General features: G+C 71.9%; 14 protein-coding genes. 11 read left to right on the top strand and 3 right to left on the bottom strand.

The window, feature by feature from the left end; genetic code table 11:
- Positions 1 to 147 precede the first annotated feature (147 nt).
- From ACZ3I3_RS06140 to glmS, 3 genes are all read left to right on the top strand, one after another.
- Entirely contained in the window at positions 148 to 1,167 is a 1,020-nt protein-coding gene (locus ACZ3I3_RS06140) for an ATP-binding cassette domain-containing protein (protein ID WP_467362980.1), read from the top strand.
- On the top strand, positions 1,164 to 1,973 hold the full coding sequence (locus tag ACZ3I3_RS06135; protein WP_467362978.1) for an ABC transporter permease: 810 nt from the start codon (positions 1,164 to 1,166) through the stop codon (positions 1,971 to 1,973). Before ACZ3I3_RS06140 ends, ACZ3I3_RS06135 begins: the two co-directional genes overlap by 4 nt.
- 161 nt (positions 1,974 to 2,134) lie before the next feature.
- Positions 2,135 to 3,982 carry a glutamine--fructose-6-phosphate transaminase (isomerizing) gene (gene glmS / locus ACZ3I3_RS06130; RefSeq protein ID WP_467362976.1) on the top strand — a complete coding sequence of 616 codons (1,848 nt, stop codon included), beginning with the start codon at positions 2,135 to 2,137 and terminating at the stop codon, positions 3,980 to 3,982.
- A 58-nt stretch (positions 3,983 to 4,040) separates the two neighbouring features.
- Here glmS and ACZ3I3_RS06125 read toward each other — a convergent pair whose 3' ends face one another.
- Positions 4,041 to 4,388 (bottom strand): hypothetical protein, encoded by a 348-nt coding sequence (locus ACZ3I3_RS06125; RefSeq protein WP_467362974.1) that lies wholly within the window; start codon positions 4,386 to 4,388, stop codon positions 4,041 to 4,043.
- A 92-nt stretch (positions 4,389 to 4,480) separates the two neighbouring features.
- Positions 4,481 to 5,146 carry an ankyrin repeat domain-containing protein gene (locus tag ACZ3I3_RS06120; RefSeq protein ID WP_467362973.1) on the bottom strand — a complete coding sequence of 222 codons (666 nt, stop codon included), beginning with the start codon at positions 5,144 to 5,146 and terminating at the stop codon, positions 4,481 to 4,483.
- A 65-nt stretch (positions 5,147 to 5,211) separates the two neighbouring features.
- Here ACZ3I3_RS06120 and ACZ3I3_RS06115 point away from each other — a divergent pair, with 65 nt between their 5' ends.
- Both ACZ3I3_RS06115 and ACZ3I3_RS06110 read left to right on the top strand, forming a co-directional pair.
- Entirely contained in the window at positions 5,212 to 5,583 is a 372-nt protein-coding gene (locus ACZ3I3_RS06115) for a holo-ACP synthase (protein WP_086565408.1), read from the top strand.
- 34 nt (positions 5,584 to 5,617) lie between these two features.
- The gene (locus ACZ3I3_RS06110) at positions 5,618 to 6,622 is read left to right on the top strand and encodes a BtrH N-terminal domain-containing protein (RefSeq protein ID WP_467362971.1); all 1,005 of its coding nucleotides are present in this window, start codon (positions 5,618 to 5,620) and stop codon (positions 6,620 to 6,622) included.
- A gap of 44 nt (positions 6,623 to 6,666) precedes the next feature.
- Here the strand turns inward: ACZ3I3_RS06110 and ACZ3I3_RS06105 are convergent, their stop codons facing one another.
- Complete coding sequence (locus ACZ3I3_RS06105; protein ID WP_467362969.1) at positions 6,667 to 7,821, bottom strand: hypothetical protein; 1,155 nt, start codon at positions 7,819 to 7,821, stop codon at positions 6,667 to 6,669.
- A gap of 160 nt (positions 7,822 to 7,981) precedes the next feature.
- Between ACZ3I3_RS06105 and ACZ3I3_RS06100 the strand changes: the two genes are divergently transcribed.
- From ACZ3I3_RS06100 to ACZ3I3_RS06075, 6 genes are all read left to right on the top strand, one after another.
- The gene (locus ACZ3I3_RS06100; protein WP_467362967.1) at positions 7,982 to 9,442 is read left to right on the top strand and encodes an NAD(P)H-hydrate dehydratase; all 1,461 of its coding nucleotides are present in this window, start codon (positions 7,982 to 7,984) and stop codon (positions 9,440 to 9,442) included.
- Between the two features lie 285 nt (positions 9,443 to 9,727).
- Positions 9,728 to 10,615 carry a L,D-transpeptidase gene (locus ACZ3I3_RS06095; RefSeq protein WP_467362966.1) on the top strand — a complete coding sequence of 296 codons (888 nt, stop codon included), beginning with the start codon at positions 9,728 to 9,730 and terminating at the stop codon, positions 10,613 to 10,615.
- A 60-nt stretch (positions 10,616 to 10,675) separates the two neighbouring features.
- Entirely contained in the window at positions 10,676 to 11,845 is a 1,170-nt protein-coding gene (alr, locus tag ACZ3I3_RS06090; protein ID WP_467362964.1) for an alanine racemase, read from the top strand.
- A 125-nt stretch (positions 11,846 to 11,970) separates the two neighbouring features.
- On the top strand, positions 11,971 to 13,230 hold the full coding sequence (locus tag ACZ3I3_RS06085; RefSeq protein WP_467362963.1) for an alpha/beta fold hydrolase: 1,260 nt from the start codon (positions 11,971 to 11,973) through the stop codon (positions 13,228 to 13,230).
- Positions 13,196 to 13,717: a tRNA (adenosine(37)-N6)-threonylcarbamoyltransferase complex ATPase subunit type 1 TsaE gene (gene tsaE, locus ACZ3I3_RS06080; RefSeq protein WP_399407567.1), complete on the top strand. Its 522-nt coding sequence runs from the start codon at positions 13,196 to 13,198 to the stop codon at positions 13,715 to 13,717. The genes ACZ3I3_RS06085 and tsaE overlap by 35 nt, the downstream gene beginning before the upstream one ends.
- Before the next feature lie 142 nt (positions 13,718 to 13,859).
- Positions 13,860 to 14,027: a hypothetical protein gene (locus ACZ3I3_RS06075; RefSeq protein WP_467362961.1), complete on the top strand. Its 168-nt coding sequence runs from the start codon at positions 13,860 to 13,862 to the stop codon at positions 14,025 to 14,027.
- Positions 14,028 to 14,255 lie beyond the last annotated feature (228 nt).

The following is a 14,255-nucleotide window of genomic DNA, read 5'->3' as shown; positions in this document are numbered from 1 at the left end:
GACGGTGAGGTGGGATCCGTCACGCAGCGTCCTCGGTCCCTCCCATTTGGGAGAAAACCGGCCAAGGGGAGGAATGTCAGTGGCGTGCGTCACAGTTGTGGGAGAGGTGGGCCCGGGCCGGGGTCCAGGAACACCGAGGGGTGACCCATGACGTATGCGATAGAAGCGGAAGGCCTGGTCAAACGGTTCAAGGAGACCGAGGCGCTGGCCGGTGTCGACCTGGCGGCCCGCAAGGGCACGGTGCTCGGGCTGCTGGGGCCCAACGGTGCCGGGAAGACGACCGCGGTGCGGATCTTCGCGACGCTGCTGCGCCCGGACGGGGGCACGGCCCGGGTGGCCGGTCACGACGTGGTCCGCGAGGCCGGGGTCGTACGGGCCATGGTCGGGTTGACCGGGCAGTACGCGGCGGTCGACGAGAACCTGACCGGCACGGAGAACCTGCTGCTCATCGGCCGGCTGCTGGGCCTGCCGAGACGGGAGGCGAAGGCGCGGGCGGGGGAGCTGCTGGAGCGTTTCCAGCTGACGCACGCGGCCGGCCGGGCCGTGAAGACGTTCTCGGGAGGCATGCGCCGGCGCCTGGACCTCGCGGCCAGCCTGGTGGGACGGCCCCGCATCCTCTTCCTCGACGAGCCGACCACGGGCCTCGACCCGCACAGCCGTGGTGAGCTGTGGGACATGCTGCGCGCCCTGGTCGCGGACGGTGCGACCGCTCTGCTGACCACGCAGTACCTGAACGAGGCCGATGTGCTCGCCGACGACATCGTGGTGATCGACAAGGGCCGGGTGATTGCCGAGGGTGCGCCGGACCAGCTGAAGGCCCAGGTCGGCGGCCAGGTGCTGGAGCTGCGGCCGATCCTCGGGCAGGACCTCGCGCGGGCGCACGCCCTGGTGGCCGGGGCCGCCGGCCCGGAGACGCGGATCGAGGGCGAGAGGATCACCGCTCCGGTGAAGGACCCCGAGCTGATGCCTGCCGTCGTGCGCGCGCTGGACCGCGAGGGGATCGCGGTGGGCGAGCTGGCCCTGCGCCGCTCCTCGCTCGACGAGGTCTTCCTCGCCCTGACCGGCCACCGTGCCGAACCGGGCGAGCCCGAGCAGAACGGCGGCGCGGCCGTCCGGGACGAGGGCGAGGGCGAGGACGAGCTGGAGAAGGCGGTGAGCCGCTCATGACCGCCACCACCATCACCGCGCCGGTCACCGCGTCGGGTCGCGTGCCGCCCCTCGCCGGGGTGCGGCAGACCTTCACGATGGCCTGGCGGAGTCTGGTCGCCGTCAAGCACAACCCGCTCGAACTGGTCGACTACAGCATCACGCCGATCATGTTCGTCTTCCTGTTCACCTACGTGCTGGGCGGGCAGATGGCCGGATCGCCCGAGGCGTACCTGAAATACGCGCTGCCCGGGATCATCGTGCAGAACACGCTGTTCATGACGATGTACACGGCGATGGCGCTCAACACCGACCTCACCAAAGGTGTCTTCGACCGGCTGCGCAGCCTTCCCATCGCGCGCTCCGCCCCGCTGATCGGGCGGATCACGGCCGACCTCGCGAAGCACGTGTGGGCGATGCTGCTGATGATCGGCCTCGGACTGGCGCTCGGCTTCCGCGTCACCGGCGGGTTCGACACGTTCCTGCTCGGCGTGCTGCTGGTGGTGGTGTTCGCCGCGGCCGTGTCGTGGTGCGCGGTGCTGATCGGGATGCTGGCCGGTGACGCGGAGAAGGTGCAGGCCTTCGCCTTCACGATCATCTTCCCGGTCACCTTCACCAGCAGCGCCTTCGTCGTCGTCGACACCATGCCCGGGTGGCTCCAGGCGTGGAGCGACGTCAACCCGGTCACGCACCTGTCCGACGCCTTCCGCGGGCTACTGCTCGGCGGGGCGGTGGCGGAGCCGGTGCTGTGGTCGCTGGTGTGGGCGGCGGGAATCGCGCTCGTGTTCTATCCGCTGGCGATGAGGTCGTATCGCGCGAAGGTGTGAGGGCAGGGGCGGATCTTCGCGGGTCTTCGTGGGTCTTCGCGCGTCTTCGCGGTCTTCGCGGGTCTTCGTCAGGGAGCAGGCCTTCGTACCCCGGTGGGAATTTCCGATTTCGGGCACGCTACGGCAGGTTCGGCGCGGGAATCGACCCTAAGCTGCCGCCCATGTGTGGAATCGTGGGATACGTGGGGCCGCAGCCGGCGCTCGAGGTCGTGACGGCCGGGCTGAAGCGGCTGGAGTACCGGGGCTACGACTCGGCGGGCGTCGCCGTGCTGGCCGACGGGGGGCTGGCGACGGCCAAGAAGGCAGGCAAGCTCCTCAACCTGGAGAAGGAACTGGACGGCAGGCCGCTGCCGACGGGCACGACGGGCATCGGTCACACCCGGTGGGCCACACACGGCGGCCCGACCGACGCCAACGCCCACCCGCACATCGACAACGCGGGACGGGTCGCGGTCGTCCACAACGGCATCATCGAGAACTTCGCCCTGCTGCGGGCCGAGTTGGAGGAGCGGGGGCACGAACTGACCTCCGAGACCGACACCGAGGTCGTCGCCCACCTGCTCGCCGAGGAGTTCTCCTCGTGCGCGGACCTCGCCGAGGCGATGCGGCTGGTGTGCCGGCGGCTGGAGGGCGCGTTCACGCTGGTCGCGGTGCACGCCGACGAGCCGGACGTGGTGGTGGGCGCGCGGCGGAACTCGCCGCTGGTGGTGGGCGTTGGGGAGGGCGAGGCCTTTCTCGCCTCGGACGTCGCCGCGTTCATCGCCCACACGCGGTCGGCGATCGAGCTGGGACAGGACCAGGTGGTGGAGCTGCGCCGGGACGGCGTGACGGTGACGGGCTTCGACGGCCGCCCCGCCGACGTCCGCTCGTACCACGTCGACTGGGACGCGTCGGCCGCGGAAAAGGGGGGCTATGACTACTTCATGCTCAAGGAGATCGCCGAGCAGCCCAAGGCGGTCGCCGATACGCTGCTGGGCCGGATCGACGGCTCGGGTTCGCTGACCCTGGACGAGGTGCGGATCCCCGCGGGGGTGCTGCGGGAGATCGACAAGGTCGTCATCGTCGCGTGCGGTACGGCCTTCCACGCCGGGATGATCGCCAAGTACGCCATCGAGCACTGGACGCGGCTGCCGTGCGAGGTGGAACTGGCCAGTGAGTTCCGGTACCGGGATCCGATCCTGGACGCGCAGACCCTCGTCATCGCCATCTCCCAGTCCGGCGAGACCATGGACACGCTCATGGCACTGCGGCATGCCCGCGAGCAGGGCTCCAAGGTGCTGGCGATCTGCAACACCAACGGCTCGACGATCCCGCGCGAGTCGGACGCGGTGCTGTACACGCACGCCGGTCCCGAGGTGGCCGTCGCCTCCACCAAGGCGTTCCTGACGCAGCTCGTCGCGTGTTACCTGGTCGCCCTGTATCTGGGCCAGGTGCGGGGCACCAAGTGGGGGGACGAGATCCGGGCGGTGATCCGCGACCTGTCCTCGATCGGCGGCGCGGTGGAGCAGGTGCTGAGCACGATGGAGCCGGTGCGGGAGCTGGCCCGCACGCTCGCCTCGAAGAACACGGTGTTGTTCCTCGGCCGGCATGTGGGGTATCCCGTGGCGCTGGAGGGCGCGCTCAAGCTCAAGGAACTGGCCTACATGCACGCCGAGGGCTTCGCGGCGGGGGAGTTGAAGCACGGGCCGATCGCCCTGATCGAGGAGGATCTGCCGGTGGTCGTCGTGGTGCCGTCGCCGCGCGGGCGGTCCGTGCTGCACGACAAGATGGTGTCCAACATCCAGGAGATCCGGGCGCGGGGCGCGCGGACGATCGTCATCGCGGAGGACGGGGACGAGGCGGTGGCGCCGTACGCGGACCACTTGATCCGGGTGCCGGCCACGCCGACCCTGCTCCAGCCGCTCGTGGCGGCGGTACCGCTTCAGGTGTTCGCGTGCGAGCTGGCGACGGCTCGCGGGAACGAGGTGGACCAGCCTCGGAATCTGGCGAAGTCGGTGACGGTGGAGTAGCGGAGCAACAGAAAAGGGGCGAACGGCCGGTCGCCGTTCGCCCCTGTGCAGCCTGCGACTACCAGTTGATGCAGGTCTTCGGGACCCAGCCGTTCACCTTGTCGCCGCCGTAGTACCACATGTTGCTCTTCTTGCCGCAGGCCGTGTAGGAACCGCCCTTGTAGGCCTTGCCGTCGTTGCAGATCCCGCCGCGCTTGCCCTTGCCCCAGATGCCGAGGGCGGTGGCGGACGTCTTCGGCGAGGTCCGGACCTTGACGGTCTCCTTGGCCTTGACGTTGACGATCGCCTTGCTGCAGTCCTTCGGCGGGGCCGCGGCGGCGGTGCCGGCTGCGGCGACGGTGCCGGTGAGGGCCGTGGCGAAGAGAGCTATCGAAGTGGCCGCGGTTCCCAGCGACTTGAACTTCATGGTGGTGCGTTCCTCCCGTTGTTGCGATGTGGTTTGCACATCGCGGTCATCGCGAACTGTACAAGGGGGAGGGGCAGTTCAAGATCGAGGGTTCAGTACGGGTAGCTCCAGGGCGGCGGCGGCTTGGGGCTGTAGGGGAGCTTGGTCCAGCCGTCGGGGGTCACCTGGTAGAAGTCCCCGTTGTCGCCGTCCATCCGCGAGCTGCCGTGCACGTGGACGACGTCCGCGTGGAGGCGGTAGTGGAAGCCGCCCATCATGCCGACCACCCGGAAGAAGATCCGCACGTCCAGCGCCTCCGTCAGGGGGGACAGTGATGGCAGGAGGTGCTCGATCTCGTCGAAGCAGCTGCCGGTGCGCTCCCGCAGCATCGCGTGGAAGTGCCGCTCCAACGTTTCGGAGGGAGCGGGGAGTTGCCGTACCGCGACGGGCTCCAGGAGTTCCAGCAGATGCGTGTGACCCCGCTCCCGCGCGATGTCCACCGGTCGCCGTCCGTCCCGGGCGCGCTGCGTGCGCCAGGCGCCGTGCGCGATCAGCCGGGAGACGACCGCGATCGTGGCGCCGTGCCAGGCGGCCTGGTGCAGCGGGGCGAACCCGCTGCGGTTCCCGGGGCGGGCGAGATTGACCCGCTCGGGATTCTTCACCAGCTCATCGAACAGGCCGTCCCAGTCGGCGTCCCGCGCCAGGTCCGAGAACCGGTCCCGCTCCTTCAGGTACCAGTCCCCGTAGCGTTCGCGGTCGGTGAGGCCGTCCCATTCCATGCCGATCATGCTAGTCATCGCCGTCGAGGCCGGAGGCGGCGGAGTCTCACCGTAGGGTGCTGCGCATGAGCATCATCGGGGTCGGGATCGACGTCGCCGAGATCGATCGGTTCGCGGCGTCGCTGGAGCGTACGCCCGCGTTGGCCGGACGGCTGTTCGTGGAGCGGGAGTTGCTGCTGCCCAGTGGGGAGCGCCGGGGGGTCGCCTCCCTGGCTGCGCGGTTCGCCGCCAAGGAGGCCCTGGCCAAGGCGCTCGGTGCGCCGCCCGGGCTGCTCTGGACCGATGCCGAGGTGTGTGTCGAGGACAGTGGGCAGCCGTGGCTGCGGGTGACCGGGACCGTGGCCGCGCGGGCCGCCGAGCTCGGTGTGCGGTCCTGGCACGTGTCCCTGAGCCATGACGCGGGTGTCGCCTCGGCCGTTGTGATCGCTGAGGGCTGACAGGGGGCCGCGTCCCCGTCCGGGAGGGAATGGCATGACCACGGTGAAGGGCGTCGATCCCCGCGGTACGCAGCACTGCGAGACGTCGGCTCTGGGTGTGCTGCTGCGGCACCAGGGGATCGACCTGTCCGAGCCCATGCTCTTCGGCCTCGGGTCCGGGCTGTCCTTTATCTACTGGGACAGCAAGAACATGGACTTTCCCTTTCTCGGCGGGCGCGTCAAGCCCTTCGAGCTCACCAGGAACCTGGCCGCCCGGCTGGGGCTGGAGCTCGCGGTCCAGGAGACCGGATCGGCCCGTAAGGGGTGGGAGAACGTGGCGAGCGCCATCGACGCCGGCCGTCCCGTGGGGCTCCAGCTCGACAGCTACCACCTGGACTACTTCACCTCGAAGGTGCACTTCGGCGGTCATGTCGTCGCCCTGTACGGCTACGACGAGCACGACGCCTACCTGGTGGACACCGACCAGCAGGGCGGAGCCGTGTCCACCAGCCTGGGCAGTCTCGCCCGGGCGCGGGCCGAGCGCGGGCCGATGACCGCGCGGCACCGGTCCTTCACGCTGACCGCCGACGGGGAGGTGCCCTCCCTGGAGAGTCGGATCATTCCGGCCATCACCGAATGCGCCGACGCCTTCCTCGATCCGCCCATCGCCAACCTCGGCCACCGAGGCATCGAGAAGGCCGGGAAGCTCGTACCCGGCTGGTTCCGGCGCACCGACGCCCCCCGGCGGGACCTGCCGCAGGCCGCCCTGCTGATGGAGAAGGCCGGCACCGGCGGTGCTCTGTTCCGCAACCTCTACCGCGACTTCCTCGCCGAGTGCGCCGAGTGGCTCGACAGCGGCCGTCTGCGCACCGGGCACGCGCTGTACTCGGAGGCGGCCGGCCTGTGGACGGACGTGGCCGCGCTCCTCACGAATGCCGGTGAGTCGGGCGATGAGCAGTGCCTCGTGGAGGCGGGTGCTGTTCTCGCGGAGATCGCCCGTATCGAACGCGAAGCCATGGAGGCACTGAGCCGCCTGCGCGGTGAAGCCCCCGCCGATTGAGGGCGAGGGCTCCACGGGCCAGGGCTTCGCGGTGGGCGCGGGCGTCAGCAGATCGTCTGGCTGCTGTTCACCCGCGTGATGTTGCGGAACGTCGTGTTCTCGCCGCAGGGGCTCTCCCTGATGGCCGAGTTGGTGACCGTCAGGTTCTGGATGGTGATGTCCTTGTTGTTCGGGAACTCCGAGCGGGCGGCCAGGCGCAGTTCGCCGCCGCCCGAGATCGTGCCGCTCTGGGCCGCGAGGTTGACGTTGTAGCAGTTCTCGATCAGGACCGAGTTGTTGCCGGTGTTGGAGATCGTCACCTTGTTGATCGCCGCCCCGCCGCTCTCCGAGACGCAGAACACCCCGCGTCCGCCGCCGCGCGCGATGACCTCGCCGACCCGGATGTTGGTCGGGTAGCCGCTGCCGACCCGGCCGTTGCGGTTGGCCATGCGGAAGGCCGCGTAGCCGGTGCCCGTGCCCGCGTTCTCCGCGTCCACCTTGGTGACGTTGGCGTTGATGGTCTGGTTGAGCAGCAGGCCGGACTCGCCGACGTTGCGGGCGGTGACGGTGCCGATGGTGATGCCGTCGACGCCGTAGGTCTCGACGGCGTGGCTGGACGCGCCGGAGACGTAGACGTTGCCGATGCGGACGTTGCGCGTCCACTGGCTGGTGTCGCCGCGGTTGTCGATGCGGATGCCCAGGCCGCGGGAGAGGCGCATGTCTATCTGGCCGAGCACGACGTTCTGGACGTTGCGCAGGAAGATGCCGTAGAGCGGGGTGCCGGTGAGCTTGAGGTTCTGGACCTCCACGTCGCGGGTGCCGCGGGAGTAGACCGGCGCCTGGTCGCCGGAGCCGCTGCCGGTGACGTTGATGGTGCCGCAGACGTCGAGGACGGTGTAGCTCGGGAGCGAGATGCGTGAGCCCGCCGAGATCGAGCCCGAGCCGCGGACCACGACCCGCTCCTTCGAGGTGCGTCCGGAGCTGAGACTGTTGACGGCCGCTTGGACGGCCGCGCGCATGTCGGTTCCCGTGTAGACCGTGCTGCCGCCGCGCCTGGCGGTCCAGTTGCTGCCGTTCTGCACGGCCTCGGCCTGGAAGGAGCCGTCTCCGCAGGCAGCCGCTCGCGCGGGGGCTGCGGTGGCGGGGGCGGTCAGGGTGCCGGCGGCGGTGAGGACGGCGGTGGCACCGGCGGCGGCGAGGAATGCGGCTCTGCGTCCCATGGTGGCCTCGGTTTCGTCGAATGTGGGGGGTGTGCAAGCGCTTTCTGCGCGGCCGGTGAGTCTGGCAAAGGGCAGGCAAAGCGTCAATGGATGCGACACGGTCCGCAGTTGCGCGAGATACGGGGGAGTGGCCGGGCGCTCCTACGGGAAACTCGACCGCATGCGTAGTGCGTACAGCGTGGACACGGTCAGGACCGCCGAACGGGAGCTGATGGCGCGGCTGCCGGAGGGGGCGCTGATGCAACGCGCCGCCGCCGGACTCGCCGCGGCCTGCGCCGACCTGCTGGGGCGGGTGTACGGGAGCAGGGTCGTGCTGCTGGTCGGAAGCGGGGACAACGGCGGTGACGCGTTGTACGCCGGGGCCCGGCTGGCCCGGCGAGGGGCCGGTGTCACGGCGGTGCTGCTCGCGCCGGAGCGGGCTCACGCCGGGGGGCTCGCGGCGCTGCGGCGGGCCGGGGGGCGGGTCGTGAGCGCCGGTGGGGCCGAAGGGGCCGGCGGGGGCGCGCAGGGTGTCGAGGAGCTGGTCGAGCGGGCGGATCTCGTCGTGGACGGGATCGTCGGGATCGGCGGGAAGGGCGGCCTGCGGCCGGACGCGGTGCCGCTGGCCGCCGCCGCCGAGCGGTCGCGGGGTGCCGTCGTCGCCGTCGACCTGCCGAGTGGGGTCGACGCCGACACCGGGGAGGTGCGCGGCGTCGCCGTCCGGGCCGATCTGACGGTGACGTTCGGGACGCACAAGCCCGGGCTGCTGATCGATCCGGCCCGGGAGTACGCGGGGTCGGTGCGGCTGGTCGACATCGGGCTGGAGCTGCCGGTCGAGCCGGAGCTGGAGGCGTTGCAGCACGCGGACGTGGCGCGGCTGCTGCCGGTGCCGCGGGCCGAGAGCGACAAGTACCGGCGGGGTGTCGTCGGTATCGCCGCCGGGTCCGCGCGCTATCCCGGGGCCGCCGTGCTCGCCGTCGCCGGGGCGCTGCGGGGCGGGGCCGGGGCCGTGCGGTACGTCGGACCGGCCGGGGACGCCGTCCTCACACGGTTCCCCGAGACGCTCGTGTCGGACCAGGGGCCGAAGCACGCCGGGCGGGTGCAGGCGTGGGTCGTCGGGCCGGGGGCCGGGGACGACGCGGCGACGGTGGGGGAGGTGCTGGCGGCGGACGTCCCGGTGCTGGTCGACGCGGACGGGCTGCGGCTGGCCGAGGCGGGGGTCGTACGGGCGCGGCGGGCGCCGACGCTGATGACGCCGCACGCCGGGGAGGCGGCGGCGCTGCTCGGGGTCGACCGGGATGAGGTCGAAGGCGGGCGGCTGGCTGCGGTGCGGGAGCTGGCCGGGCGGTACGGGGCGACCGTGCTGCTGAAGGGGTCCACGACGTTGGTCGCCGACTCGGGGGGCGGTGCGGTGCGGGTCAATCCGACGGGAACGTCCTGGCTGGCCACGGCGGGGAGCGGGGACGTGCTGTCGGGGCTCGCGGGGTCGTTGCTGGCGGCGGGGCTTTCGGCGGTGGACGCGGGGAGTGTGGGGGCGTATGTGCACGGGCTGGCCGGGAGGCTGGCGGCGGACGGGGCGCCGGTGGGGGCGCATGACGTGGCGGAGGCCGTTCCGGAGGCTTGGCGGAATGTTGTGGGCTGAGTGAGTGGGCGGGCTGGGGGCCGGTGGGGGTTGCCGTGGGGGTGGGTCGCCCCCTCCTCCCCTTCCCGTCCCGATTCCGGGGGCTGCCGCCCCCGGGCCCCCGCTTCGGCCTGGACGGCCTCGTCCTCAAGCGCCGGACGGGCTGGGGTGGCTGGGCGTCGCTGTTCGGTGCGGGCCGTCCGCCGGGCGCTGGCGTCCCGTGCCTCGCCGTCAGGTGCAGGCCGTCCGGGGGACCCGGCCGCGCGGCAACCCCGGGGCGTTCCGGCGTGCCGTTTCTCTGATCACATGACCAGCAGACGTATCGCCGGGCGCGCCCTCGCCCTCCTGCTCGCCGCTGTCACCGCGCTGCCCGTCGGTGTCGCCGGTGCCGCTCCCGTACCGCCCGCTCCGGGGCCCCTGGGCGAGCTGGTCCCGGGCGTCGCACCGGGGCCCGGGCAGCCCTGGTCCGTCGACACGCCCGACCAGGCGCTGCCGCCGGTGGTGTACACGCCGTCGGCCGAGGAGGAAGCCGTCGAGCCGCGTGCGGCGGTGGAGGGGACGTACGCGCTCGTCGAGTACGTGCCGTTGGGGGAGGCGGTCGCGCGGGTGAGCTGCACCGGGAAGGCCGGGCCGTATCAGCGGCAGGTCGAGCGGTGGCTGGGGCTGAGGGTGGACGGGGTGCAGTCGGCGGCCGACTGCCGGGTCATCCGGGCGTTCCAGGTGAGGCAGGGCATCAAACCGGCCATCGGGTTCGCCGGGCCCGTGACGTGGGGCCGGATGCAGTACCTGTCGGCGCGCCGGAACCCCAATGCCGCCGGTCGCTGCCCGGTACGGAGCTACCCCGTGGCGTGTGTGGATCTCAGTCGGCAGCTGACCTGGGTGCAGAAGGGGCGGAAGATCGTGTTCGGGGCGGTGCCGATCCGCAGCGGGCGGGCCGGGTACCGGACTCGCGCCGGCTGGCACAAGGTCTACTGGCGGCACAAGAACCACTGGTCGACGCTGTACAACACGCCCATGCCGTACGCCCAGTTCTTCAGCGGCGGACAGGCCTTCCACGGCGTCTACGGCAGCCTCAACACCGCCGTCGGCTCCAGGGGCTGCGTCAATCTCTCCGTCCCCGACGCGCGGAGGCTGTGGAGCGTGCTGAAGCAGGGGGATCGCGTGTTCGTGTGGGGGCGCAGGCCCGGGACGTAGCGGCTGCCGTCGGGGGCCGCTGCCTCGGGCGGGTCGGGCCCCTCTGAGACACTGGGCGCGATGAGCGAGAGAACAGCCCCGCGGACCGCGCCCCTGCGGGCCCGCGCGGAGATCGACCTGGCCGCCCTGCGGGCCAATGTGCGGGCGCTGCGTGCCCACGCGCCGGGCGCTGCCCTGATGGCCGTGGTGAAGTCCGAGGCGTACGGCCACGGGGCCGTGCCGTGTGCCCGCGCGGCCGTCGCCGCGGGAGCGGACTGGCTGGGTACGGCGACGCCCGAGGAGGCCCTCGCCCTGCGGGCCGCCGGGCTGCCGGGGCGCATCATGTGCTGGCTGTGGACGCCGGGCGGGCCCTGGCGCGAGGCGATCGAGGCGGACGTCGACGTGTCCGTCAGCGGGCTGTGGGCCCTGGCGGAGGTCACCGAGGCCGCCCGGCGGGCGGACCGGCCCGCGCGGGTGCAGCTCAAGGCCGACACCGGTCTCGGGCGGGGCGGCTGCCAGCCCGGGGAGGACTGGGCCGGGCTCGTCCGGGAGGCGCTGCGCGCCGAGGCCGAGGGGCTCCTGCGCGTCACGGGGCTCTGGTCGCACTTCGCCTGCGCCGACGAACCCGGCCATCCCTCCATCGCCGCCCAGCTCGGCCGCTTCCGGGAGATGGTCGCGTACGCCGAGGAGCGGGGCGCCCGCCCCGAGGTGCGGCACATCGCCAACTCGCCGGCCACGCTCACGCTGCCCGAGAGCCATTTCGACCTGGTCCGCACCGGCATCGCCACCTACGGCATCTCGCCCAGCCCCGAGCTGGGCACCCCGGCCGACTTCGGGCTGCGTCCGGTGATGACGCTGTCCGCCTCGCTCGCCCTGGTCAAGCACGTGCCGGGCGGGCACGGCGTCAGCTACGGCCACCGGTACGTGACGCCGGGCGCGACCACGCTCGGCCTCGTCCCGCTGGGCTACGCCGACGGCATCCCGCGGCACGCCTCCTCGGCCGGGCCGGTCCTGGTCGAGGGCAAGTGGCGCACGATCGCGGGGCGGGTCGCCATGGACCAGTTCGTGGTCGACCTGGGCGGCGACGAGCCGGCGCCGGGCGCCGAGGCGGTGCTCTTCGGGCCCGGGGACCGCGGCGAGCCCACCGCCGAGGACTGGGCGCAGGCGGCCGGAACCATCGCCTACGAGATCGTGACCCGGATCGGAACGCGCGTTCCTCGCGTCTATGTGAATGAGGAACAGGACGGGTAACTCGCACAGAGGACCGGTCACGCGCAGAACAACAGGCACCCTGACAACACCAGCACCATCAGCACCACCACCAGCAGCACCACCAGCATCAGCATCGGCAGCAGCCCGGCGAAGAGGAGCGGTACGTGAGCGAGAGCAGTGCGGAGGTCGTCGCGAACGCCGCCACCGCGGCCGTCGCGGCCTCCGCCGCGGGGGCGGCGGGAGGCTGGCGCCGGGCGACCGGCATCGCCGGTGTCGCGATAGGCGTGGTGGCCGCGGGCGCGGCCGCCGGTGTCGCCCTGGAGCGGATGACGGTCGGCCGGGGCATGCGCCAGAAGGCCCGGCTCGCCCTCGACTCCGCGGGGCCCTACGGCTCGCTGCGCGGCATGCCCGGCAAGGCGTTCGCCGACGACGACACGGAGCTGTACTACGAGGTCGACGAGCTCGACCCGGAGGCCGCCCCCGCCGCCATCGGCCCGCGCCGCCGCAGGCTCTTCGGCCGGAAGGCCCCCGCCCCCGTCACCGTCGTCTTCAGCCACGGTTACTGCCTCAGCCAGGACTCCTGGCACTTCCAGCGGGCGGCGCTCAGAGGCGTCGTACGGACCGTGCACTGGGACCAGCGCAGCCACGGCCGGTCCGGGCGGGGAGTGGCCCAGGGGCGGGACGAGCCGGTCACCATCGAGCAGCTGGGCCGCGACTTGAAGGCCGTCATCGACGCGGCCGCGCCCGAGGGGCCGCTCGTGCTGGTCGGGCACTCGATGGGCGGCATGACGGTGATGGCGCTGGCCGACCAGTACCCCGAGCTGGTCCGGGAGCGGGTCGTCGGGGTCGCCTTCGTGGGGACGTCGTCGGGGCGGCTCGGCGAGGTCAACTACGGGCTTCCGGTGGCCGGCGTCAACGCGGTGCGGCGGGTGCTGCCCGGTGTGCTGAAGGCGATGGGGCAGCGGGCCGAGCTGGTGGAGAAGGGGCGCCGGGCCACGGCGGACCTGTTCGCCGGGGTCATCAAGCGGTACTCGTTCGCGTCCCGGGACGTCGACCCGGCCGTCGCCCGGTTCGCCGAGCGGATGATCGAGAGCACGCCCATCGACGTGGTCGCCGAGTACTACCCGGCGTTCAACGACCACGACAAGACGGAGGCGCTCGGGTGTTTCGCGGACATGCCGGTACTCGTCCTGGCCGGGGTGCAGGATCTGGTCACGCCGAGTGAGCACAGCGAGGCCATCGCCGATCTGCTGCCGGACGCCGAGCTGGTGCTGGTGCCGGACGCGGGGCACCTGGTGATGCTGGAACACCCGGAAGTGGTCACCGACCGCCTCGCCGACCTGCTCACCCGCACGGGTGCCGTGCCGGCAGGAGCTACCGTGAAGGGCTATGGAAGCACCAGCAGCACCGCACAACCCGGCTGAGCCCGGATCCGTCCAGATCGTCGTCACGTCCCCCGAGCAGATGCGGGAGCTGGGCCGCAGGCTCGCGAAACTGCTGCGCGCGGGTGACCTGGTGATGCTCAGCGGGGAGCTCGGGGCGGGCAAGACGACACTGACGCGTGGGCTGGGCGAGGGGCTCGGCGTGCGCGGGGCCGTCACCTCGCCGACGTTCGTGATCGCCCGGGTGCATCCCTCGCTGGGCGACGGGCCGCCACTGGTCCACGTCGACGCCTACCGCCTCTCCGGCGGTCTCGACGAGATGGAGGACCTCGATCTCGATGTCTCGCTGCCCGAGTCCGTGGTCGTCGTGGAGTGGGGCGAGGGCAAGGTCGAGGAGCTGACCGAGGACCGGCTCCAGGTGGTCATCCACCGCGCGGTGGGCGACACGACCGACGAGGTCAGGCAGATGACGATCACCGGCGTCGGGGAACGCTGGGCTTCGGCGGACCTGAGCGTGCTCGCGGCGTAGCTCCCGGCGCGTGGTGTTTTGATGAACGTTCCGACAAGGCGTCGGCAAAATGTTGCGTTCGGCGTCTTGTGCGTGGTCACATGGTATCCAGTCCGTAGTTAGGTCTACCTAACTACGTCCGCCCCGCCTTCGGGAGGCGTCCATGTCGGCTACAGAGAGCAAGGGGCAGCCGCTGCCGTTCGCGGTCGCCGGGGTGTCCATGCGCGACCTGCTGGCGGCGGGCGAGGCGGCGGCCCTGATCTCCACGCCCCCGCGCGCACCCGACCCGGAACTCACGGAGCCGACGACAGACCACCGCGAAGCGGCATAGCGGCGCAGCGGCGGATCATGCCCTGCGGCCCTGCGGCCCTGCGGCCCTGCGGCCGATCGTCGCGACGTTCACATCGCCTCGCGTCCCGCGCGGGGCCCGGGCCCGTCAGACGATCGTGAACTTTGGCCTAGCGGCCTAGCGGCCTAGCGGCCTAGCGGCCTAGCGGCCTAGCGGCCTAGCGGCCTAGCGGCCTAGCGGCCTAGCGGCCTAGCGGCCTAGCGGCCTAGC

This window comes from Streptomyces sp. NPDC016851 (assembly GCF_055562795.1).
The sequence above is the reverse complement of the archived record's forward strand: the minus strand, read 5'-3'. Positions and strand labels throughout refer to the sequence as shown.